The 24,482-nt window shown below is 39.5% G+C and carries 19 protein-coding genes; 12 read left to right on the forward strand and 7 right to left on the reverse strand.

What is annotated here, in order from left to right; translation table 11 throughout:
- The first annotated feature begins 262 nt into the window (after nucleotides 1-262).
- From V6260_RS04250 to V6260_RS04270, 5 genes are all read left to right on the forward strand, one after another.
- Nucleotides 263-1,438 carry a DUF1343 domain-containing protein gene (locus tag V6260_RS04250; RefSeq protein WP_341592832.1) on the forward strand — a complete coding sequence of 392 codons (1,176 nt, stop codon included), beginning with the start codon at nucleotides 263-265 and terminating at the stop codon, nucleotides 1,436-1,438.
- Between the two features lie 8 nt (nucleotides 1,439-1,446).
- Entirely contained in the window at nucleotides 1,447-3,108 is a 1,662-nt protein-coding gene (gene pbp4b / locus V6260_RS04255) for a penicillin binding protein PBP4B (RefSeq protein WP_341592833.1), read from the forward strand.
- Between the two features lie 191 nt (nucleotides 3,109-3,299).
- Nucleotides 3,300-4,676, forward strand: a complete 1,377-nt coding sequence (locus V6260_RS04260; RefSeq protein WP_341592834.1) for a Na+/H+ antiporter NhaC family protein — start codon at nucleotides 3,300-3,302, stop codon at nucleotides 4,674-4,676.
- 456 nt (nucleotides 4,677-5,132) lie between these two features.
- Nucleotides 5,133-6,875 (forward strand): potassium/proton antiporter, encoded by a 1,743-nt coding sequence (locus V6260_RS04265; protein WP_341592835.1) that lies wholly within the window; start codon nucleotides 5,133-5,135, stop codon nucleotides 6,873-6,875.
- 237 nt (nucleotides 6,876-7,112) lie between these two features.
- Nucleotides 7,113-8,771, forward strand: coding sequence for a KAP family P-loop NTPase fold protein (locus V6260_RS04270; RefSeq protein ID WP_341592836.1), 1,659 nt, complete (start codon nucleotides 7,113-7,115; stop codon nucleotides 8,769-8,771).
- 86 nt (nucleotides 8,772-8,857) lie between these two features.
- On the opposite strand, the gene V6260_RS04275 is transcribed toward V6260_RS04270, so the two are convergent.
- The 5 genes from V6260_RS04275 to V6260_RS04295 form a co-directional block, all read right to left on the reverse strand.
- On the reverse strand, nucleotides 8,858-9,481 hold the full coding sequence (locus V6260_RS04275; protein ID WP_341592837.1) for a hypothetical protein: 624 nt from the start codon (nucleotides 9,479-9,481) through the stop codon (nucleotides 8,858-8,860).
- Nucleotides 9,468-10,022, reverse strand: a complete 555-nt coding sequence (locus V6260_RS04280) for a sigma-70 family RNA polymerase sigma factor (protein WP_341592838.1) — start codon at nucleotides 10,020-10,022, stop codon at nucleotides 9,468-9,470. The genes V6260_RS04275 and V6260_RS04280 overlap by 14 nt, the downstream gene beginning before the upstream one ends.
- 14 nt (nucleotides 10,023-10,036) lie before the next feature.
- Nucleotides 10,037-10,672 (reverse strand): energy transducer TonB, encoded by a 636-nt coding sequence (locus V6260_RS04285; RefSeq protein ID WP_341592839.1) that lies wholly within the window; start codon nucleotides 10,670-10,672, stop codon nucleotides 10,037-10,039.
- 123 nt (nucleotides 10,673-10,795) lie between these two features.
- Complete coding sequence (locus V6260_RS04290; RefSeq protein ID WP_341592840.1) at nucleotides 10,796-13,096, reverse strand: TonB-dependent siderophore receptor; 2,301 nt, start codon at nucleotides 13,094-13,096, stop codon at nucleotides 10,796-10,798.
- A gap of 15 nt (nucleotides 13,097-13,111) precedes the next feature.
- Nucleotides 13,112-14,695, reverse strand: a complete 1,584-nt coding sequence (locus tag V6260_RS04295) for a PepSY-associated TM helix domain-containing protein (protein ID WP_341592841.1) — start codon at nucleotides 14,693-14,695, stop codon at nucleotides 13,112-13,114.
- A 387-nt stretch (nucleotides 14,696-15,082) separates the two neighbouring features.
- On the opposite strand from V6260_RS04295, the gene V6260_RS04300 reads away from it, so the two are divergent.
- Complete coding sequence (locus V6260_RS04300) at nucleotides 15,083-15,589, forward strand: DUF3087 domain-containing protein (RefSeq protein WP_341592842.1); 507 nt, start codon at nucleotides 15,083-15,085, stop codon at nucleotides 15,587-15,589.
- 34 nt (nucleotides 15,590-15,623) lie between these two features.
- Entirely contained in the window at nucleotides 15,624-16,073 is a 450-nt protein-coding gene (locus tag V6260_RS04305; protein ID WP_341592843.1) for a low molecular weight protein-tyrosine-phosphatase, read from the forward strand.
- 50 nt (nucleotides 16,074-16,123) lie between these two features.
- On the opposite strand, the gene V6260_RS04310 is transcribed toward V6260_RS04305, so the two are convergent.
- Both V6260_RS04310 and V6260_RS04315 read right to left on the reverse strand, forming a co-directional pair.
- Complete coding sequence (locus V6260_RS04310) at nucleotides 16,124-17,236, reverse strand: energy transducer TonB (protein ID WP_341592844.1); 1,113 nt, start codon at nucleotides 17,234-17,236, stop codon at nucleotides 16,124-16,126.
- A 92-nt stretch (nucleotides 17,237-17,328) separates the two neighbouring features.
- Nucleotides 17,329-18,441 carry an energy transducer TonB gene (locus V6260_RS04315; RefSeq protein WP_341592845.1) on the reverse strand — a complete coding sequence of 371 codons (1,113 nt, stop codon included), beginning with the start codon at nucleotides 18,439-18,441 and terminating at the stop codon, nucleotides 17,329-17,331.
- Nucleotides 18,442-18,692: 251 nt separating this feature from the next.
- Here V6260_RS04315 and V6260_RS04320 point away from each other — a divergent pair, with 251 nt between their 5' ends.
- The 5 genes from V6260_RS04320 (at nucleotide 18,693) to V6260_RS04340 (ending at nucleotide 24,482) form a co-directional block, all read left to right on the forward strand.
- Nucleotides 18,693-19,316: a GTP cyclohydrolase II gene (locus V6260_RS04320; RefSeq protein WP_341592846.1), complete on the forward strand. Its 624-nt coding sequence runs from the start codon at nucleotides 18,693-18,695 to the stop codon at nucleotides 19,314-19,316.
- 81 nt (nucleotides 19,317-19,397) lie between these two features.
- Nucleotides 19,398-20,186, forward strand: a complete 789-nt coding sequence (locus tag V6260_RS04325; RefSeq protein ID WP_341592847.1) for a BPSS1780 family membrane protein — start codon at nucleotides 19,398-19,400, stop codon at nucleotides 20,184-20,186.
- The gene (locus V6260_RS04330) at nucleotides 20,186-20,638 is read left to right on the forward strand and encodes a regulatory protein RecX (RefSeq protein WP_341592848.1); all 453 of its coding nucleotides are present in this window, start codon (nucleotides 20,186-20,188) and stop codon (nucleotides 20,636-20,638) included. The genes V6260_RS04325 and V6260_RS04330 overlap by 1 nt, the downstream gene beginning before the upstream one ends.
- A 19-nt stretch (nucleotides 20,639-20,657) precedes the next feature.
- Nucleotides 20,658-23,258, forward strand: a complete 2,601-nt coding sequence (gene alaS, locus V6260_RS04335) for an alanine--tRNA ligase (RefSeq protein WP_341592849.1) — start codon at nucleotides 20,658-20,660, stop codon at nucleotides 23,256-23,258.
- Nucleotides 23,259-23,264: 6 nt separating this feature from the next.
- Nucleotides 23,265-24,482, forward strand: coding sequence for an aspartate kinase (locus tag V6260_RS04340; RefSeq protein WP_341592851.1), 1,218 nt, complete (start codon nucleotides 23,265-23,267; stop codon nucleotides 24,480-24,482).

Consider the following 24,482-nt stretch of genomic DNA (forward strand, 5'->3'; position numbering starts at 1 on the left):
ACCTGGCTACGAACCAGGCGGTCGGAGGTTCGAATCCTCCTGCGCCCACCACTTTCTATTACTATTTAAGTTAATAGAAAAGAAACCGACGAAAGTCGGTTTTTTTATGTCTAAAATAAAGTTATTACTCTCCTGTAGACGTAGAGTTTGCTCACGTGAGAAGCGCAGCTTCTAATTACTTATGTACCTACTCAAAACCATTCACTGCTCTTTAACTTAAGCTGTGGTATTTTAAACACCTTGTTTAAAAGGATCTTGCTGTATGTTTAAAGCCGTATTTATCACCTTTGTGTTACTATTTAGTTGCTTATTTAATGTAAGCGCTAAGCAAAGCGAAGCGCAAAATTTACCTGTTGTTGGCGCTGCGCAGTTCGCACATTATTTACCACAATTACAAAATAAACGCGTTGGGCTTGTAGTAAATCAAACATCACTTGTCGTAAATACGCATTTAGTAGATGCGTTACTCACTAAAAATATAAACATAACCAAAATTTTTGCACCTGAGCATGGCTTTAGGGGCGATCACGATGCCGGTACCCATGTTAAAAATGCAGTTGATAGCAAAACCGGTATCCCGCTTATTTCTATTTATGGCAAAAACAAAAAGCCAAGCGCAGAAGCCCTTAGCAATGTAGATGTTATTATTTTTGATATACAAGATGTGGGCGTGCGCTTTTATACCTACATAAGCTCTATGCATTACATGATGGAAGCCGCAGCGGAGCAAGGTACTGACTTTATTGTGCTTGATAGGCCAAACCCCAATATTGCCTACGTTGATGGGCCAATACTTGAGCGCGACTTTAAATCGTTTGTAGGCATGCACCCAATACCCGTGCTGCACGGCATGACGGTAGGCGAGCTTGCAAAAATGATCAAAGGCGAAAGCTGGATCAATAAAGCTGCTGATTTAAAGCTTACTGTGATCCCGGTTGATCATTACACGCGCTCAACATCCTACAGTTTACCTGTAAAACCCAGCCCTAATTTACCGAATGAGCAATCAATCGCGCTTTATCCATCGCTGTGTTTTTTTGAAGCAACGCCTATAAGTATTGGCAGAGGCACCGACTTTGCGTTTCAAGTAATTGGCTACTCGCCAGTTGCACTTGGGGATTTTAGTTTTACTCCACGTTCTATTAAAGGCGCAGCGGCTAATCCTAAATTTAAAAACACCCCTGTAAAAGGGCTCGACTTACGCACAATGCAAACGCATGGGCTTGATTTAAGTTATTTAATAACGACTTATAGTAAATTAACTAAAAATAATATCACCTTTTTTGAACGCGCTGATTTTATGGATAAATTAGCCGGCACTAATAAATTACGCTTTGCTATTGAAGCAGGACAATCAGAGGCACAAATAAAGCAAAGTTGGCAGCAAGGGCTTGAGGCATTTAAAAGGCAACGCTTGCCTTATTTATTGTACAAGTAAGGTTATAAATGGCGTTAGTAATAAACATAAAAATAAGCAGCTATTTTAAAACAGCTTTATTAGCAGTTATGAGCCTTACACTTGCAGCGTGTAGCAGCAACAAAGCTAATGATTTTACAGCGAGTGAGCTTAAACAAAGTAATTTGGTAACGCTTCCAAATGCGCAAGTGGTGGTTACCTTTCCTGAGGCTAACCCAAGTAGCCGTGAATACGTAAATAATCGAGGCACTTTTAAAGCCTACAAAGGGCGAGGGCAGTTATTAATTCAAAATAATAATGCCATAAGCGCCGATATTTTTATAAATAACCAAAAACTTAATATTACCAGCCAACTCGCTGCGAATACTTTATATGAGTATTCGCTCGCAAGGCGCACTCATAACGGGGTTAATACGTTTAAAGTTGAAAATATTAAGCCTGAGGGCGCAAGCCTTACCTTACGCTTTGAGTTTCCTACGTTAAATACCGCCGTGCAAAGCAATATAGACTTTAGCCAAGTAGATGCCCTTATACAAAAAGATGTAAAAGCAGGTTTTCCGGGGGCAGTATTGGCTGTTGTTAAAAGTGGCGAACTCATAAAGCTTAGCGCCTATGGCGATGCCAAGCAGTACCAACAAAATGACTTAATGCTACTACGCCCAGAGCCAATGCAAACACACACTCTGTTTGATTTAGCATCTAACACCAAAATATTTGCCACTAACTTTGCCCTTATGAAACTGGTAAGCGAAGGGCTTTTAAATATAAACAAGCCCGTGCAAAGTTATTTGCCCGAATACAAAGGTGAAGGGCGCGAACTGCGCACAGTAAAAGATTTACTAACGCATACAGCGGGTTACCCGCCCGTGTTTGATTTTCATCGTAAAAGCACTAAAAATGGTGATGCGTATTTTTCACAAAACAGCCAAACTACTAAGCAGCTGTTACTGACGCAAGTACCGCTAAGTAATAAATACCCCGCACAAGCCGTTTACTCTGATATTGATTACATGATACTAGGCGTACTGGTTGAGCGCATAACCGGGCAATCACTTGATGATTATCTAGAGCAGCAAATTTATGCCCCACTTAAACTAACCAATACGGTATTTAACCCACTTAAAAAGGCCTTTAAACGTTCTGAATTTGCAGCTACCGAGCTTAGCGGTAACACCCGTGATGGGCGAATTAAGTTTGATAATATTCGCACCAATGTATTGCAAGGCGAAGTGCATGACGAGCGGGCATATTATTCGTTTGATGGCGTAGCAGGGCACGCGGGTTTATTTAGTAACGCGCCTGATTTAGCCGTACTTAGCCAAGTGTTATTAAACCAAGGTGGTTTTGGCAATAACCAGTTATTTAGCGCATCAACCTTAGCGCAGTTTTTAACACCACAATTAAACAACGAAACCTACGGCCTTGGTTTTAGGCTTGCAGGTAATAACCAAGCAAGGCGTTGGCATTTTGGCCCTTATGCAAGTGCACAAGCGTATGGCCATACTGGTTGGACGGGGACTGTGACCGTAATTGACCCCGCTTACGATTTAGCTATTATTTTATTGACCAATGCGCGCCACACAAAAATAAAAGGAAGCCAAAAACATTACCAGTTTTTGGGTAAACAATACGAGACCGCACAATATGGCTCAGTGGTATCGCTTATTTACGAAGCACTACTAAATCAATAAGCTATCGTATAGGTTAAAACGTGCTAACAGTGCCACCTTAAGTGATTTATTTACAGGTGACTTGAGTAAGGCAATCCATTAAGCTAAGCGGTTTACAAATCTAAGCCAGTTTATGCTGCTAGGCTTAACAAATAAGCGATAAAACGCGTACAAAGCGAGAGTGGCTCGCTAATAATTAAGGTTAACTTTTTATGCATTGGTATTCTATTTTACCGCCGCTAATTGCGATTGCTATCGTGTTTTGGCGAAAAGAAGTGATTATGGCGCTACTTGTTGCTGTTGCTTCTTCTGAGTTTTTACTCGCCTTTCAGGGCGAAGGTAATAGCTTGTTTGACACTTTTTTAAATACCATAGAACGTATTATTTCGGTTGCTAGTTCGCCAGGTAATACACGCATATTAATATTTAGTATTTTAATTGGTGCCTTGCTTGCCTACATTCGCGAGTCTGGCGGTGTTGCAGCAACTGTTAATATGTTAATGAACAAAGGCATTGCAAAAAGTAAGCGCCAAGTTGGCTTTTTAACGATGTTTACTGGCATTGCAGTATTTATAGAATCAAACTTAAGTGTATTAACCTCAGGTATTGTATCGCGCGGCCTGTTCGATAAATTTAAAATGAGCCGAGCGCGTCTTGCTTATATTATTGATAGCACCAGTGCGCCTGTATGTATTTTAATACTGCTTAATGGCTGGGGCGCATTTGTGCTCGGCTTACTTGGCAATTACGAGCTAAGCGAATCGGCAGTTTCCATTTTATGGGGCAGCGTAGGGTATAACTTTTACGCCATTATCACCTTAGTCATTGTGTTTTACACCATCGCGTTTGATAAAGTGCACGGCCCAATGAAAGAAGCCGAACAAAAGCTAGAACTTCAAAAAACCGACCTTAAAGAAGAAGTAAAAGGTTCTAAAGCGCGTTACATGTTAGTGCCTTTAGTAACGCTTATTGTGAGCATGGTAGGCTTTATGTTTTACACCGGCAACGGTGTATTAGCAGAAGGTAGCGGCTCAAAATCTGTGTTATACGCAACGGTATTAGCCATTGTAGTAGCGTATGCTTTAATGATCAGCTCACGCCAATTTACTCACCATCAGTTAGTAGACACCGGCTTTAAAGGCATGGGCGAGCTATTACCGCTGGTAAGCATTGTATTGCTTTCACTTACACTGGGCGCAAGCTTAAAAGAGCTAGGCACTGGCGTATTTGTTGCATCGCTAGTAGGCGACTACTTACCTATTTATTTAATTGTACCGGTGCTGTTTTTAACGGGCGCGGTTATGTCGTTTACTACGGGTACATCGTGGGGCACATTTGCCATACTCATCCCAATTGGTGTGCCGCTTATTCAAGCATTAGGTTTACCGCCTTCACTTGTTGTAGGCGCTATTTTAGGCGGTGGTATATTTGGCGATCACTGCTCGCCTATATCCGACACCAGTGCTGTATCGGCACTCGCCTCGGGGTGTGATTTGCTCACCCACGTTAAAACGCAGCTGCCGTATGCATTATTCGGCGGCGCATTGACGTTTATAGCGTACTTAGTAACAAGCATAATTGTGCTATAAATACACGTTACTTTAATACTCAAAAGCCTGCATAACTGCAGGCTTTTTTGTTTAAAAACAAATAATCCAAATATTCAACTTAGTAATACTAGCTCTAATAACTCACTAACTTAATCTAAAGCATTTAATTATAGACTTAAGTACCCGTATTTATATTTTTTAGGTTATTGTATAGCATACGCTTTAAGCTTTTTAATAATAGGCAATTCTTACTTTTTAATACCAATTCGCTTAATTAAGTGATCTATTTTGAGGCTGGAAAAACGTGTTGATAGCTAGGCAAAAAATTCGCTATTTAGTTGTTCTCGGCAATTGCTCCTGCATTGCTCTACCTTCTGCATCCATGCAGTCGTAAATGAGAATTTTTTAACGCCGGTAGCGACACGTTTAGCCCCGCAAAATGATTAAGTATTATTGCGGATTGGTATAATTCATACAAGGCAGTAAACTCACACTATGTTTATAATAGATAATATCATTCTCGTTAGTGCCATTTTAATCCTACTTGGGGTAATTTCGAGCAAGCTCTCTGCACGCGTTGGCTTACCAGTGCTGGTGCTATTTTTACTGGTAGGTATGCTTGCTGGTGAGGATGGTATTGCAGGTATATCGTTTGATAACGCAGAGGCTGCACATGCTTTGGGTACTCTCGCACTTGCCATTATCCTATTTGATGGTGGCTTACAAACACCTACCAGTTCAATTAAACAAGTGTGGAAACCCGCATCGGCTTTAGCAACCGTCGGGGTGTTATTTACCGCTGTAATTACAGGCCTTGTTGCCACTTATATTTTAGACCTGCCCATATTACAAGGTGTTTTACTGGGGGCCATTGTTGGTTCTACAGATGCCGCAGCCGTGTTTGCGCTTTTACGAAGTGCCGGTATTCACTTAAATAAAAAGCTAAAATCAACCCTTGAAATAGAAAGTGCTTCGAACGATCCAATGGCTATTTTCTTAACGGTTGGTTTGCTCGAAATGCTTGTTAACGACATGCCAATAGGGCTGGGTTTACTGCAGTTATTTGCCCAGCAAATGGGTGTAGGCGCTGTGTGTGGCCTTTTAATTGGTAAGGCATCGGTTTGGTTTATTAATCGAATTAAACTAAATGCATCGGGTTTGTATTTAGTGATGGTAACCGCATTTGGGCTACTTTCATTTGGGCTTTCTGCAACGCTCGGCGGCAGTGGATTTTTAGCTGTATTTATAACGGGTGTTATTTTAGGTAACAGTAAATTTGTATATAAACGCGGTATTTTTCTGTTTCATGACGGCTTAGCATGGCTTGGGCAAATAACCATGTTTGTTGTATTGGGCCTGCTTATTAACCCGTCGTCGTTGGTTGACGTATGGCTAGAAGGATTGTTAATTGCACTGGCACTTATTTTTGTTGCTCGCCCTTTAGCGGTAGCGCCAATTTTAAAATTATTTGGCTTTAATAATCGCGAAACCTTGTTTGTATCTTGGGTGGGCCTTAGGGGCTCAGTGCCCATTATTTTAGCGATATTCCCATTGTTATTTGGCCTTTCAGGGGCTGAGCTAATTTTTAATGTTGTATTTTTCGTGGTGTTAATTTCAGCCACTTTGCAAGGTTCAACAATGCCTTGGATGGCTAAAAAGTTAAATCTAGTAGAGCCGCCACCTGATTTGGCTGCTGCAACACTCGAAATCACAGCGCTAAACGATATTGATATAGAAATTGTAGAATACACTTTAAGTGACATTTCTCGGGTTTCTGGGCGTAGCTTGTCACATGCGGCACTGCCTGAAAGTGTGGTTGTTGCTATGATCACTCGAGGCCCTTCAATCATACCGCCACGAGGCTCAACTAAGTTAAAAGCAAACGATCATTTATTTGTTGTTTTAAAACCAGACAACAGACCTTTTGTTGATTTAGTTTTTACAGCAACTGATAAAACAAACCATCAAGATAGCCACTTAGCCCACAACGAACTTAAAGTGAAAGGGGTAACGTTGGTAGGTGATATATTTTACTCTTACCACATGCACATAGATGCCCCAGAAGGCATAAGCTTGGAAGAAGTGATCAACCAAAAGCTTTCAGGAGAAGTCAGCAAAGGCGATATTGTTGTTATTGGCAATGTGCAAATACGCGTTATAACAATGGTACATACACGCATAGTTACCATTGGCTTAAAGTATTTGAGTAATCCTGAAAAGCGACTTTTAAAGCAGTAATCATTAAAAATGATTTATTAAATGGTGACAGCACATTTATAGCGGACGTAGGTTGGGTTGAGTGACACTAAACCCAACAGTTCTCCAATGCAATGAGCAGACCCAAAGCTAGTTATATGTAGTGTTTTTTGTAGGCGTACAGCTTGCTGGCGCGTCGGGCGTTAGCCCGAAATAAATGCAACTGTTGATAATTCGATATTACACTATGTGAAAAATGATTATTGTAAAGGGAATTAAATGCACGATATTAAAGACTTCCACTGGAAAACTAAAACTAACCGTAAGATAGAAGAATATTTTCCTGCTGATAAATTAGATAGAGCTCGCTACGCCACTTTCTTATCAAGGCTATTGGCTCAAGAAGGTTATGACGAAAGTAGGCCTGATGAAGAGCAAAAGAAAAATTATGTATTAAATCTCAATGCTGAATGGGGGGCAGGTAAAACCTATTTTCTTAAGCGTTGGTCACTAGAATTAATAGTAGATTACCCTGTAGTTTATATTGATGCATGGCAGCAAGATTATTCAGACGATCCATTTTTAACTGTAATTGCAGGCATCATTAAGCAGCTTGAACTTCAGGCTAAGTTTAATATAACTATACCTAAAAGTGCCGTTTCGATGTTTAAAGCTGTTGCACCTGCTATTGCACAAGGCTTAACTAAAAAAATATCTGGCATAGATTTAGATGAACTACACACATTACTATTTTCTGATGATGAAATAGATAGTGAACAAAATCAAAATTCCAATAAGCCAACTGGTAGCGACTTTGCCCCCGCAGTAAAGGCGCTTGCACAAAACTTAATTAAAGATCATGAAGCTAAAAATAAGAGTATTGAAGTAATAAAGTCTAAGTTGGCTGATTGGGTCAGTAAGTTTGAAAAGCAGGAAGGTAAGTCATTACCCATATTTATTTTTATTGATGAATTAGATCGTTGTCGCCCAAGTTATGCAGTCGAAATGCTAGAGACGATTAAACATATTTTCGATGTTAAAGGTATAGTATTTGTTGTGGCAACAGATACAGGACAACTCCAACATACGATCAAATCAATATACGGTGAAGGGTTTGACGCTAAGGTTTATTTAGGCCGTTTTTTTAACAGTCGTTACAGTTTAAAACGACCTGTTTTGAAGGATTTTTTATCAGTACATAGCGATACAACTAAATTTGAATCTGCGTATTTAGAAAGTAAAGATATTGAAATACTCCCTCGTACTGAAAATCCAGAAACTGCCTTAGCTAATATCTCAGTTGTATTAGATGCATTCCAGGTACCTCCAAGAACAGCTATTCAAATTACTGAACGCATTACTGCTATTATTGTAAATTTACCAAATGGTAAAAAAGTAGATTTACTCGTACTCGCTATTTTGTTTTGTATCTATGAAAAAGATCATCCGCTTTATGAAGAAATTATAAATGGTAGATTTAAGAGAACAAAATTAAATAAGAAAGGTGAAACACAAAATATAAGGTTATCTGATTATTTATCAGAAAAAATACTACCCGAAGACTTAGAAAGAGATGTTGTATTTTTTGTTGATTCAGAATTATATAGCAATGAGCCGAACTGTATAGTTAACCGCTACAAAGATACGGAGAACATAATTAAATTAAAACAGTATATTGAAAGCTTTTTTTGTAAAATTTTTATTGATGAAAGTTTATTTATTTTCAATGTATTCGGAAGAACAGATACAAGCAAATTAACTAAACTAGAGCAGGCTGAAAAAGAGTTACAGGAATGCAATTGTTCTGATCAGTATAAAGTGGCTAAGTCTTTGATTAAATATATTTATGTAAAAGATACATACAACAAAATTACCAAAGAGCAATATCGTGATTTTATAGAGCTTTCCTCACCATTAGATTACATGGGCGATAGTTAACTATCTCTGTGCAGCGCGAAGCGCCTCTGTGTTCTCGGTGGTAATATTTATCTAAATTATTACCAACCTTAACTGAGCTAAACCACCTAAGCCCCACATTGCCTAAACCCATCTCCTGCATGTTTAAGCCCAATAATCTGCCCTTTACCATTATGCGCCATTGCTAACATATCACCCATGTTTATATCGCTTTCTACTGCGTGCCTTCCCTTTAAATCACTCAATAGCGACTGCTTAATTTGTACGAGTACTTCGTCATTACAACTGGCTATGTACCAGTCGTTATCGACTTTTACGAGCGTGCCGTATTCTATGTGGCGTTGCTGGTGTAGGCGTAAGCTATTGGCATGTTGTGTATCGAGCATATGTTTTTGTTCGGTTATGGCGCTTGTGTAACTGCCTGATGGGTTTATTTCGTGTGTTTTTATAATTGAATAATCGTGAATGTCTATGGTGTTAAACACGCTGTTAAGTACGGTTTTAGGCTCTGTATTTATTACGTTGTTATTATCAAACACAATAAAAGCAAATACAGCCAGTGCGCAGGCAAGGCTGGTTAACTGTAGGGTAAAGCCAAGCTTTCTAGGTTTTGTGTGCATGGCTTTATTAAGTAGCGCTTTTTGCTGGGCAGCGCTGAGTGTAGTGCGTTTTTTTCGCTCTTTATAGTGTTGTGTGAGCTTTTGATCAAACTGCTCATCAGGCTTGTTCATTGCTTGCTCCTAATAAACGTTTAAGGTTTTGTTTGGCATAGCGCAGCCTTGTTTTTACGCTCTCATGGTTGCTTTGCGTTATAAGCGCTATGTCGGCAAGGCTAAAGCCTTCTTGTTGTAAGGTAATGGCTTCGCGCTGTACAAAGCTTAGCTGTTTGAGTGCATTATCGAATGCTTGATAACTTATATTGCTTTGCTCATTTTGCTGCGCGGGTAGATGAGTGTTTTCGTCAAGTTCTACAAAGCGCTGCTGTTTGCGGTATTCGTCTATTAATGTGTTGCGCGCGAGTTTAAATAACCATGCTTTTGGTGTGGTTTGCGCTTGGTAAAGGTGGCGTTTTTCGATTACCTTTAGCCATGTTTGTTGGCTTACGTCGTATGCTAAATGTGTATTAGATTGAGTAACAAGGTAGTGGTATAAGTCGTTACTATAGAGGGCAATAAGCTGCTCTAAGTAACGATTGTCGCCACTTTTTGCGTAACTTGCCATGCAGTCCTTGCTTGGCGTTTCAAATAACCATGACTTAATACTTAGTAGCATAGGCGTTTAGTCCGTTAAATAGAGTTATCTAATTTAAAATCGAGCTGTACAGTTTGACCTGTTTGTAATTGTGCCACACCTTCTATTACTTTGGGGCGATATTTCCAGCGTTTAATGGCTCTTATTGCTTCGCGGTCAAAGGTGCGTTTTGGCTCTGCGTTAATCACTACTGGGTTTATTACTTCACCGGTGGGCGAAATATTAAAGCTAAGTTGAACCCAGCCTTCTATGCCATCGCGGGCAGCAGACGCTGGGTATTTAGGGTTTATGCGCACTATGGGCGTTGCATCCCCGGTAGGGCGGTTAATAGTGCTATTTATATCATCACCAAAATCATCAATCGTAACTGGCGTAAAGTCGCTAATTGCTAGCACTGGATCGGTTGATGTATCAAGCGGTGGTGCTTTAGGTGGCATTTTAGGCACTGGCGGTGGTGGCTGAATTTTTTGTATATGCCTAAGCTTTGAATTCTCTGGCGCCTGAAAAATCTCTACAATAATATCGTCACCCGGTTTAATAGGCGCGCGCTGCTCGCCAGAGATTAAATATTGCATAAACGCAAAAGCCGCAAAGGTCATTACTGCACCGCCAATTACGGCGGTTGATGTTTTAATAAATGCTGAGTTATTAGGTACTTCAAGTGTGTGCATAAGCCGCTCCGAGTAAACTTATTTGGGTTATTTAAAAGCTATAACGGGGGGCAAATCAAAAAGGGGTTAAATAATTTTATAGTGCGAGAGGCTAAATAAATAAGCCTCTCGCTTGTTATTGGTTTAAAAAGCGAATGATACCGAAGCAAATACAGATCTAGGTGTGCCTATATTAATTCTTAAGTCGCCACCACTTGCTGAATAGTACTCTTCATCTAATAAGTTTTTAACGGCTAATTGAAATCTCACAGTGCCATCCTCTCCTAAACCTGGAGTAGCCAGCGTGTACCAAAGCGATAAATCAACTAAGCCATAGCTATCTAGCGTATAGCTATTGGCGTCATTACCAAATCGATCATCAACAAAAAAATAACCGCCACCTATACCTAAGCCTTCTAAGCTACCTTTTTGAAATTCATATGAAGCCCAAAGGTTAAATGTGTTGTCTGCAACATTACGAGGTTTATTACCTGTTACTCCATCAACTTCTATTTCTGCATCGGTATAAGCATATCCAGCAATAATGTTCATGCCTTCGGTTGGTTGCCCTGAAATTGAAAATTCAATACCTTCAGATGTTTGCCCGTCTCTTAACGTTGTTATACCGTCTTCGGTGCTTAATACATTCGTTTTTTCAATATTATAAATTGATACGCTTGACTGTAAACGGCCGCCAAAAAATTCAGCTTTAACACCTAGCTCTATTTGTTTTGAATCTTCAGGGTCAAATTGTTCGCTATTGCTCACTTCGGTATTGGCTGTATCAGCATTAGGCGCAAAAGACTCTGAATAACTTGCAAATAATGATGAGTTTGACGTCATTTTATAGTTAACAGCTATTTGAGGCGAAAACTCTGAAATAGAATCTAACTTAAGATCTGTTCCTGTAGTCTCACCGTTAGTGAATGCGGTTACACCGTCATTAAAGCCACTTTTAACAGAATCTAAGCGTCCACCAATTAATACACCAAGGTCATCGGTTAAAACAATATAATCATTAATGAAAAAACCGTAATCTTCAGAGCTAAATGTACGTCTTGCAAAGTCGCCTGTATTTAAGTCAGTTGGTAAGTTTCCGTAAACAGGATTACTAACATCAAATAAAGGGATACCACTAAAACCAAATGCGGCTGGTAAACCATCAGAGTTTGCTGAGTTAACAAAATTGTCTTTTCGTTCAAAGTCGCGATAACTGCCTCCAATAGCTATTTTATGTGTGATATTTCCGGTTTGTACTTCACCTGTGACAATTGCATTTAAATATAAAACATCAACATCGGCATTTTGGTTACCGTCTGTTCTGCGAATAAGAAATACTTGATCTGTTGGATCGTCAAATACACCGGTTAAACCTTCATTTATATTTGCGGAGATGTCGGCAGGGCTTTGAAACTCTATAAATCCGTCTTCGCTAATTGGCCCATCGGCATCAAAAATGGCAACGGCAAGCGGTCTAGCTTGAAGGTCATTTGCTGAACTTACTTCGTAAGCGGTGCTAAAGCGTAGGTTCCAATTATCTCCTAGTTCTTGCTCTAACGTTGCATCGAAGAAGTTAAAGTTACTTTCAAATACTTCGTATTGCTCGCCAAAACGAGTTGATAAAGGTATATCAAGTACTTCGTTAAGCACAGCACGACCATCTGGAGTAGGTACTGTGATAGTTCCTCGGTCAAGCGGTCTTGATTCATCTCGGTATTCGTACGATAAATTTAAACGTGTAGAAGGGGCGAGATCAAATGTACCAGAGATTGAAAGTGTGTCTCTATCAATATCGCTAAAGTCACGAAACGATTCGGCATCTTGTATTGAACCCACAACACGAATAGCGGCACTATCGTTAATAGGCGTTGACCAATCGAGTAGTGCAAATTGATCATTAAATGATCCAACACGTGCTTCACCAGCAAATCGTTTTTCAGCTAGCGGTTTTTTAGTGGCTATATCTACAAGCCCACCAGGCTCAACTTGACCATAAGTTATTGATGCAGGGCCTTTAACAACTTGGGTATATTCTATATTTGATAGATTAGTTTTAAAGTTAGTAGCACGGCGAAAGCCATCTCGGTAAACGGCATTGCGTCTAAATCCGCGAATTAAAAAATCGTCGTTAGTACCACCAAAACCATCGCCTAACGATACCCCAGGTGTGTTGCGTAACGCTTCTGATAAATCGGTAATTTTTTGATCAAGTATTAACTGCTCTGGAATAATATTAACGACACGTGGCAATTCTAAAAAATCTAAAGGAAACCCAGTTAACGATGATGACTCTTTAATGACGTAACGAGATTGAGCTGTTCCTGTTACGCTGATTCTTTCTATTGAGTCTTCTTTTGTTTTACTATTTATTTCATTTTGTGCGTAAGCTAATTGACAGCTACACATAAGTGCAGTTAGTGCGAATGTTTTTTGAATGGTTTTCATAAATCTTCCCAGAGATTATTGTTTAGTCGTTTTTGCAGTATTGTTAGTTAAATTAAGGATTTTATTTTCGTGTAAAATAAACTGTTTTGTCTCACCCGTTAAAAGCGTTACTTTTAAAGTAAGCTTTTTGTATTGCTCTGTATTTTTACTAGGTAATGTGGCGGCGAAAATAGTTGTTGATGAGAACGTTTTAGCCTTTAATTTGTATGTATTATTTAGCGTATCTGCCACGCTTATAGAGTCTATTATTGAGTATCCATTTGGGTGGGTAATATTTACTTGTAGATTGTATTTACCGCTATTTACTTTTTTATATAATGTATTTTTAAAAGTGTAATTTTTATATGATTCAACGCTTTGCGATATTTTTTTAACCGGTTCGGAGTCGCCATTTTGTTGTTTAACATAAAAGAATCCAGCGATCATTACGGCTACTATAACTGGAAATGTTTTAATTTGAGCCGGCGATAAGCGTGAGGTTTTTAGCCTGCGATAGGTCATTAACACACCTGTTACTGACATTCCGGTAAGAATAATGCCAAAAATAAACCATATAATTTTTGTAGTGAGATTTCCGAGCGTTCCAAAATGAATCGGATCTGCTGTTTCGTTTAAGTAAGCTACCGTGCCTATATTTTTGGATTTTTGAACTTTAATAATTGAGCCGTCAACGGGATCGATAAATACCCTGTTGGCTCTAGAACGCACTAATATATCACTTGTGTAACCAAGGACTGTTATTGCTTGTGATGCAGACCTAGGGTATTGAATTTGAGTTGGTTCCCAGTTAGGGAAAGCTAATTTTGAATTTTTTATTATTGTATCGGCTGGGATTATATTCATTGCATCCCCAAATTCTTGAATTCGCTCAACACTGGGGCCCGGTCGAGGAGGCTCGAAGCTATGCTTTGCAACAGCAAAACCAAATTCAATGAGATACCACATTGCTGTTATTACAATAAGAGCAATAAACCATATTGCCCATATACCAAAAACCTTATGTAAATCGCTTAGCATAACGCGAGTGCCTTTGTTTTTCCGTAAGCGAAATGCTGATTTTTTTAATCTTCCAGTTGTTTTTAATCCTGTATACAAAGAAATAATAAGCACAATAGCTAGAGAGCTCGTGATTGGTAAGCCAATAAAATTTGGCATAAAGAAGTAGCGGTGAAGGTCTCTAAAAAATCGCTGAACAGTTAAAAATGGAGTTGTACCAGTGACTTCACCAGTCCATTGATTAATATGAATAAAGTAACGAGTTCCATCGGCTCGTAAAAAGGTGGCTCGGTATGAAAAATAATCACTTTCGCCTTGGCTAAATGTTGTTAGCATATCTTGTGCTGGAGCCGCTTTTTTTACGGTATTTTCTAGCTCACCCCAAGGTACTTTAACCTCCGTAGGTGTTACTCGCATGTCGTCTTGTATGAGCCAATCTATTTCGTTTGATAAAGTCGCAATAGTGCCAGTTGCCAATAATAACGTCATTAAAAAGGCGAGGTTGAAACCTAGCCAAATATGTAAATCGTAAAGTTGACGCTTTTTATTTTTTGGCTTGGTAAAAGTATCGGTTTGAGGAACGCTACAGCTATTATCGTACATTTTTCACCTTAAATTTTTGATTAGAGCAAAGTAGCGATTCGGTCACTTCGATTTAGAGATATCAATAGGTAATAAATGTTAATGCAAACTCATATCATTATCAATTGTAAATAATAGAACGATTCTAATTTAAGGGGTAGTGGTGTGTTAATTTTGCTTTTTAAATACAAAGAGTGAAAAAAATTAAAATGAGTGGAATTAAAAAATGTTCTCTGGTTAATAAATAAAGTGCTCCTACTTAATAACCGCTATGGTGAGGCTATTTGAATATTTACAATAAGCTTATTAAAAGCAAATCAAAAAGGGGTTAAATAATTTTATAAAAATTGCAGGGTTTAGTTACAATAGCCATTCGCATTCTTTTACTTATTAACTTTTTAGGCTGTTATGCAACTCATTGAAATAAATAAAGCGCGTTACCGTAAACATTTAAACCGTGTTATTGCAGGGTGTGGTATTGGTTTGGCTGTAGGCAGCTTGGCTATATCGCAAACGCTGATTGCTTTATTTCCTGATGAAAGTGGTAGCCATTTTCATTGGAACTTAATAGGCGTTGCTATAACAAGTGTTGGGCTTGCGTGGTTACTTAATAAATACCGTACACATAGCTTTATGACTGAAGTTGTTTATGTGTGGGAGCTTAAAAAAGCACTTAATAAAATAACCCGTAAAATGGCTAAGTTAAAAGCCGCTGGCCGTGAAGGTAATGCTGATGCGTTATTAGCGATTCATTATAGCTACGCGGGCTCTCGGTTATTGTGGCAGCTAGACGATAACCTAATCACTCTGGACGATTTAGCCATTAAACAAGCTGAACTTGAATCTGTTGCAGCGCAACATAACGTAACGCTTAATGTTGAAGATTACGATGAAAGCATTTTAAAACAGTTTTGAAGCTTAGGTTTTTAAATTAGTTAAAGGAGCCTTAATGAAAAAAGTACTCATAGTGTGTTTAGGTAATATTTGCCGCTCGCCAACCGCAGAGGCGGTGTTAAAAGCCCGTGCTAAAAAATTAGGTGTTGAGGTAAAAGTAGACTCCGCAGGGACTATTGGTTACCACGAAGGTAAAACGCCAGATAGCCGCTCAATGGCTGCAGGCGAAAAACGCGGTTATAGTTTTAAAGGTATTTTTTCGCGCAAAGTGCGTACCAGCGATTTTACTGAGTTTGATTTAATTTTAGCGGCCGACACACAAAATTTAGCTGATTTAAAAGCGCAATGCCCTGAGCATTTACGCTATAAGCTATCACTGTTTTTAGAATACGGCGAGCAAAGCCAAAGCGCGATACCCGATCCTTATTACGGCGGCGATGATGGCTTTGAAAATGTGCTCGATTTAATAGAAGCGGCTAGCGATAAAATACTCGCTAAAATTTAGGACTAATTTATAAATTTAAAAAGCGCCAAACGGCGCTTTTATATTTTAGCTTAGCGGTTAATTTTAAAGTCGAGTTGTACCTGAGAAATAGCGCTAACAGGTTTGCCATTTTCGAACTTTGGCGCGTAACGCCATTGCTCAAGCGCTGCTTTGGCTGATTTTTCAAATGCGCTGCCGCCTTCAGAGCTAAGTACTTTTGGGTTTTTTACAAAGCCAGCTGCATTTACCTCAAACTCCATAACAACGCTACCATCGGTACTAAATCTGGCTTTGTTAACTGGGTATTTAGGATTAACACGGTAAAGCGGCGTTTGCTCTTGCGATTCTTTCCATGGCACCATTTTAGCAATAGCTAGGCAATGTTTAGTTGCTTCTTCGCTTTTACCTTGTTTTTCGTACAGGCCAATAAGTTTAGAGTGAGCGCTTAGCTCTGCACTGTGATCAAAGTTTAAGTTACTATCGAATACACTCACTATACGGTTTAGCCTTTCAATCGCTTGATTGTATTTTTTACGACCTTCTGCGAATGAGGCCATTAAAAAATCGGCTTTTATGCGCTCTAGTGAGTTTTCGGGTAAGTTTTCTTGATAATACTCGTCGGCTTCTTCTAGGTAGTTTTTAGCTTCACGGTATTTTTTGTGGCTATGCTTTTTAGCCAGTAGCGTTGCAGCTTCGAGCTTCATGTCGGCTACAAACTTAGGGTTGTTTTGTGTTTCAGCTATTTCAATTACTTGTTCTAAAAAGTTAGCTGCTTGATATGCCGATGTTGTGTAGTTAGCTTGGCCGAGTAATGCATCAACTGTTTCTATTGATTGTTTGCCGTGGTTTGCAGCTAAAATAGTATTGGCTTCGTTATAAAGGGTATAACGCTGCTCGTTTAGCTCATCGCCGAAGCCTTTAATGGCTTTAGCGTAGTTAATAGCTAAGTTAGCGGTGTTATCTGAGCTTTCACCATAAACAGTTTTACCCGATGTGTAAGCAAGCTCAGCAGTTTGTTGTACGTTCTCGTCTGCTTTAACTGCTGCTAAATAGCTTTGGTATGCTTGGTTAAATACCGCTTGAGGATCGCTTGCTTGGCTTGCAAGTGCTTTAGTACTTAAAGTGGTTGCGCTTAAAGCAGATAAAATTAAGCCTATAAATAAAGCGAGTTGTTGACGTTTCATAATAATCCCTATTAACTTTTAAATTGAAACTAGGTTGACGTAATTACAATAGTTTTCTTATCAATATAATTGTTGGCTAAAAGATAAAACACTTAAAGGCGTTCAAAATACAGTTCAGCTTGTGTTGTTGCATTTACAGGTTTTCCATTTTTAAACTTTGGAGCGTAACGCCATTGTTTAACAGCGGCTATCGCTGATTTTTCAAACGCTTTAGAACCCTCAGAACTAATAACCTTAGGACTTTGCACAAAGCCATGGGTATCAACAGTAATCTCTAATATAACTATTACATGACTTTTATATTCTCCGCGAGGGTATATAGGATCGATTATATAGAGTGGATTTTGCTCTGAGGCATTTTTCCACTGCGTATTTTTAGCAAAGGCTAAGGCGTGTTTAGTCGCTTTATCGCTCTCATCTTGTTTTTCATATAACTGAACTAAGCCAACATGCGCATTAAGCTCAAAGCTTTGATCTAAATTTTTATATTTATCAAATAAGCCAACTATACGGTTTAGCCTTTTAGTTGCTTTGTCGTAATCTTTACGGCCACTCTCAAATGAAACCATTAAGAAGTCAGACTTTATACGCTCTACTGCATTATCAGGTAGCTGGGCTTGGTAATACTTATCTGCGTCTTGAGCGTATATTTTCGCTAAAGAGTATTCGCTATGGCTAAACCTATAAAATAATGTCTTTGCAGCTTCAAATTGCATATTGGCGACAAGGCCTGGGTTATTTTGTAATTCAGCGATTTTAATGAGTTGCTTAAAGTTTTTGACTGCGGTATCTGATTTATTAGTATGAGTGGCTTTGGCTAGTAGCGTATCCATAGTCTCTATTGAGTTTTCGCCATAGTTTTTAACTAAAATACGGTGGGCCTGTGAATACAAATTAAACCGTTTCTTTTCATTGCCATTCCCTATAACCATAATGTTCTTTGCAGTATAATTATTAATAGCTTTGGCGTAGTTAATAGCAAGATTGGCCGTTTCATTGCTATTTTCTCCATATAGAGCGAGCCCCTTTTGATAGGCAAGTTGTGCTTCTTTTTCAGCTTGTTCTTTGGCTGCAACAAATGCTGAGTCAGTTTTTTCGGCGTTTGCAGATACAGTTTGAATGCTATTTACTTGGTTTGCGAAAGTGCAGTTAGCAAAGGCTAATAAGCTTAACCCTATCGATATGGTGAGCTGTTGGTGCTTCATAATAATCCCTATTATTTATTAGCCCATAAAATTACCAAAACTATCAAGGCCTGTCATTATTTTAGGTAAATTAAAGTAAACAAGCGAAGTTGTAATATTCGGGTTATTAATTGCTTAATAATCATTGAAAATAACGGCTGTCGTCGCCATATATTTGCCATAAACAGTCTTGTACTACGGTGTATTCATCCTATCTTGTGATATTATCACTCTATTGTCGTGTCGTAGTTATTTAAATATTTGGATTTGTCGTGGCGCATGTAAGAGCAAGAGTCCAGCTTAATGTTGGCAAAAACAGTGATATCCCTGCAGAAATAGTGTCATTTACTGACTTAAAAGATGGCCAAGAGCATATTGCTATGGTGTTTAATAACGCCGACACCGAGCAAAATGTGCCGCTTATCCGTATGCACTCTGAGTGTTTAACAGGGGATGTATTTCATTCGTCACGTTGTGATTGCGGTGAGCAGCTAAATGAATGTATTGAAATGATGCACGAAAAAGGCGGTATATTATTGTATTTACGCCAAGAAGGACGTGGTATTGGTTTGTACAATAAAATTGATGCTTATGTACTGCAATCGCAAGGTATGAATACCTACGAGGCTAATAACCATTTAGGCTTTGCAGATGATTTACGTGACTTTTCGGATGCGGTATTAATGCTCAATGCGCTTAATTTAAACCACGTTAAATTAATGACCAATAATCCTAAAAAGCTTAACGCATTAAAAGATGCCGGTATCAATGTTGACTCGGTTGTGGGCACACATGCACACATTAAAGCGGGTGTTGCGGGTAATAAATCGTACCTAGAAACAAAAATTAAGCATGGCGCGCATATGTTAGATATTAAGAAAATTAAAAAACCTTAATCATTTAATTACATTTCGTCTATTAATATCCCTTCACGCCAAGTTATACTTGGCGTGTTTCGTTTTAAATTAAGAGCAAGTATGTCTACACAATTACGAATTTTTAAAGCCGATGCAGGGCTAAAGTGGTTAAAAGCAGGATGGCTTATTTTTAAAACCCAGCCAGCAACCTTTATTTTTATGCATCTATTTATTGGCATTGTAGGACTGCTGTCTTTATTTTTACCGCTGCTGCAAGTAGTAGCTGCACTAGCTACGCCATTTTTAACTGCAGGCTTTTACCAAGCGGTGCTTAGTAAGCAGCAGGGCGGAAAAATTATGCTAGCCGATATTCTCAAGCCATTTACGGCTAAGGGAAATCGTTTAGGGTTATTGCGTTTAGCACTTTATCAAATGGGAGCGGGCATTTTAATGGCGTTACTTGCTAATGGCTTATTTGCCGATGCAGTGGCTGTTATGAGCCAACCAGGGCTAGATCCAAATGTAGCACTTGAGCAAATGCTTGAGAGTATTTCGGGCGCAAATGTTATTTTGTTTTTTATGGCAATGCTTATTTACTTAACGGCGTTTGCTTACGCAGTACCGCTTGTTTATTTTAGTAAAGAAACACGTATTTTAACGGCGCTTAAAAAATCGTTAATGGTGTTTTATCATAATATTTTTCCACTTGGCGTTTTTGGCCTTATTTGCGCATTATTTATGGCGCTTTCTATGTTCTTATCGTTCTTACCACTGTTGATTTTAATGCCAATTTGCTACATTAGCTTTTTTGTATCTTATCAAGCCATTTTCATGCCTGTTGTACCACCAAGTGACGACATTAATGTTAAGCCACTTAGCAGTGAAACAAGCGGGCGTTTTGACGCTTAATGGATGATAAATTAAAGCAAAAGCTAAAAAACTATGTACTTTGGTTATTAGGGCGCCAAGAATATTCGCGTCGTGAGTTAACGCTTAAGCTACAGCAAAAAGAAGCCACAGAAGATTTTATTGAAACGTTGCTTGATTGGTGCGAAAAGCACAATTTTATTAACGAGCAGCGATACTGTGAAGGCTTTGTAAGAAAACACATATTTAAATGCCACGGGCTTAAGCGAATACAAAGCGAAGCTATGGGCAAAGGGATTGACCGTTCGCTACTTGAATTGGTAGTTGAAGAGCTTGAAGTAGATTGGTTTGAGCTTGCGCAGGATGCGTACAATAAAAAATATTCGAATACACCGCCAAATCTCGATTACAAAGACAAAGCTAAGCGCGTGCGCTACTTAATGTATCGAGGGTTTAGCTACGATGAAATTAATTTTGCAATGCAAGCACAGTAAATACAGGTGAGACTTTCAAATGCAGCACATGACTACCGCACAAATTAGGCAACAGTTTTTAGACTTTTTTGCCAGCAAACAACATCAAGTTGTACCTTCAAGCTCGCTTATTCCGGGTAACGATGCCACGTTGTTATTTAACAACGCCGGTATGGTGCAATTTAAAGATGTATTTTTAGGCGCAGAAAGCCGCCCTTATACACGTGCGACAAGCTCGCAGCGCTGTGTACGTGCTGGTGGTAAGCATAACGATTTAGAAAACGTAGGCTACACTGCTCGCCACCATACATTTTTTGAAATGTTAGGTAACTTCAGCTTTGGTGATTACTTTAAGCAAGAAGCAATTAAGTTTGCTTGGGAGTTTTTAACTGAGGTTGTTAAATTACCTCAAGAAAAACTGCTTGTTACTATTTATCATGATGATGAAGAAGCATTTGAGTACTGGTCAAAAGATATTGGCTTAAGTGAAGAACGCATTATTCGTATTGCTACCTCAGACAACTTTTGGTCTATGGGTGATACAGGCCCGTGTGGTCCGTGTTCTGAAATATTTTACGATCATGGTGAGCACATTTGGGGTGGACCTCCGGGCTCACCTGAGGAAGACGGCGACCGTTTCATTGAAATTTGGAACCTAGTATTTATGCAGTACAACCGTCAAAGCGACGGCACTATGCTGCCTCTACCTAAGCAATCTGTTGATACGGGAATGGGCCTTGAGCGTATTTCTGCTATTTTGCAGGGGGTGCATTCAAACTACGAAATAGATTTATTCCAAGGCTTAATTTCCGCTGCTGCAAGTGTTACTAATGCACAAGACATGGACGATAAGTCACTACGTGTAGTGGCCGATCATATTCGTTCGTGTGCGTTTTTAATCTCAGACGGTGTTATGCCATCTAACGAAGGTCGTGGTTACGTACTTCGTCGTATTATTCGCCGTGCGGTTCGCCATGGTAATAAGCTTGGCGCACAAGGCGCGTTTTTCTTTAAATTAGTTGCTGCACTTATTGAGCAAATGGGTCAAGCGTACCCAGAGCTTGCTAAGCAACAAGAAATTATTGAAAAAGTACTTCGCATTGAAGAAGAGCAGTTTGGTAAAACACTTGAGCGTGGCTTAGCTATTTTAGAAGAAAGCTTAAGCGACCTTAAAGGCGATATTATACCGGGCGATTTAGTATTTAAACTTTACGATACATATGGATTTCCTGCCGATTTAACCGCCGATGTTGCGCGTGAACGCCAAATGACAATTGATCATAAAGGCTTTGAAGAATGCATGGCTGTACAGCGTAAAACTGCGCAGCAAGCGGGTAAGTTTGGTGCAGATTACAACGAGCAATTAAAATCAGAAAAACTAACTGAGTTTAAAGGCTACGACAGCACGCATTACAGCGCGACAGTGGTAGAAATTTTTGCTGGTGGCGAAGCTGTACAGTTATTGGAAGATGGCCAAGAAGGCATTGTAATATTAGACCGCACACCGTTTTACGCAGAATCTGGCGGCCAAACTGGCGATACCGGTACAATTACTGTTGCTGGTGGTGAGTTTGTTGTTACTAATACCACTAAGCTGGGTAATGCATTTGCGCACCACGGTACAGTACAAGGCCGTATTGGTGTTAACGATAAAGTGGATGCCACTATTGATGATGCTCGTCGTGAGAACATCAAGAAAAACCATACAGCTACGCATATTTTACATGAAGCGCTTCGCCAGTTATTAGGTGAACATGTAAGTCAAAAAGGCTCGCTTGTTCAAGCTGATCGTTTACGTTTTGACTTTTCTCACTTTGAAGCGGTTACAAAAGATGAGTTACGTAAAATTGAGCGTGTAGTAAATGACGAAATTCGTCGTAACTTTGCACTTAATACTGAGCTTATGGCAATTGATGATGCTAAAGCGAAAGGTGCTATGGCGCTGTTTGGCGAAAAGTACGACGACGAAGTACGCGTAGTAACTATTGGGGATTACTCAATTGAGCTTTGTGGTGGTACACACGTTGAGCGAGCTGGTGATATTGGTTTATTCAAAATTGTATCTGAGAGCGGTATTGCTGCAGGCGTTCGCCGAATAGAAGCTGTAACTGGCGCAGATGCGGTTGCTTATGTAAATGAGCAAGAAAAACAGCTGAACGATGTTGCAGTGCTTGTTAAAGGCGATAGTGCATCAGTACTTGAAAAAGTGACGGCCTTACTTGAGAAGTCTAAAGGCCTTGAAAAGCAAATTGCTCAGCTTAACGACAAGCTAGCAAGTGCTGCAGGTGCATCTTTACTTGATTCGATAGTAGAAATTAATGGCGTTAAGCTATTAGTTGCAAACGTTGAAGGCACTGAGTCTAAAGCGCTTCGCGGTATGGTTGATGACCTTAAAAACAAGATTGGCTCAGGTGTTATTGCCCTCGGTGTTGCTAGTGGCGACAAAGTAAGCCTAATTGCCGGTGTAACTAAAGACTTAACAGGCAAAGTAAAAGCCGGTGAGTTAGTTAACCACATGGCAGGCCAAGTAGGTGGTAAAGGTGGCGGTCGTCCAGATATGGCACAAGCCGGCGGTAGTGAACCACAAAACCTTGCTGCTGCACTAGATAGCGTTACAGCTTGGTTAACTGAGCGTACTTAAGCCTAAGTGGCACTTATTGTTCAAAAGTTTGGTGGCACTTCGGTAGGCTCAATAGAGCGAATTGAAGCGGTCGCCGACCTTGTTGTTAAAACCAGGCAACAAGGACATCAAGTGGTTGTGGTACTCTCGGCTATGTCGGGAGAAACCAACCGCTTAATTAACCTCGCCAAACAAATCGATACTCGCCCGAGTAGCCGTGAGCTCGACGTACTTATTAGCACCGGAGAACAGGTTTCTGTTTCGCTCCTTGCTATGGCTATTATTAAACGTGGCCACTCTGCTGTGAGCTTATTAGCCGATCAAGTCAATATTCTAACCGACAACATGTTTGGTAAAGCTCGTATTGAGGGCGTTGCTGCTACGCGTTTAAAACATGAGCTTGAACATAATCGTATTGCTATTATTGCTGGATTTCAAGGGCGTGACGTTGAGGGGAACATTACAACGCTTGGCCGCGGCGGCACCGATACATCGGCTGTAGAAATAGCAGCGGCTATAAAATCTGACGAATGTCAGATCTATACAGACGTTGATGGCGTATATACTACAGATCCTCGTATTGAGCCTAACGCACGTAGAATGAGCCAAGTCACATTTGCCGAAATGCTAGAGCTGGCAAGTTTAGGGGCGAAAGTTTTGCATATTCGCTCTGTAGAAGCGGCAGGTAAACACAATGTTCCGCTTAGGGTACTTTCGAGCTTTAATCCCGATGAAGGTACATTAATAAGTTTTGAGGAGAACTATATGCCAAGTAAGGTTGTATCGGGGATTGCGTCTAACCGTGACGAATGCTTAATTAAGGTACAAGGTGTACCAGTGGGTACGCAATATCTTTCAAAAATATTGAAACTTTTTGCTGAAAATGGCATCGAAATAGACATGATTAATCAAGTTAATCATAACTTTGAAAATATAGACTATGCTTTTACTGTGCACTTAAATGATTACCTTCAAGTACTCGAATTACTGAATGCACATCAAGCTCAATTAAGTGCTCAAAATATTTGTGGGTTAACTACAGTGGCTAAAGTTTCTGCTGTTGGTATGGGTATGAAATCACATTCAGGTGTCGCTAGTTTATTTTTTGATGCATTAGCACAGGAAAATATTAATATTGTTTTAGTGTCTACTTCAGAGATTAAAATTTCAGTTTTAATAGATGAAAAGTACCTAGAGTTGGCAGTTCGTGCATTACATAAAGCATTTTTAACAGAAAATAGATAG

The organism is Pseudoalteromonas aliena (genome assembly GCF_038155085.1).
Taxonomy (GTDB): domain Bacteria; phylum Pseudomonadota; class Gammaproteobacteria; order Enterobacterales; family Alteromonadaceae; genus Pseudoalteromonas; species Pseudoalteromonas aliena_A.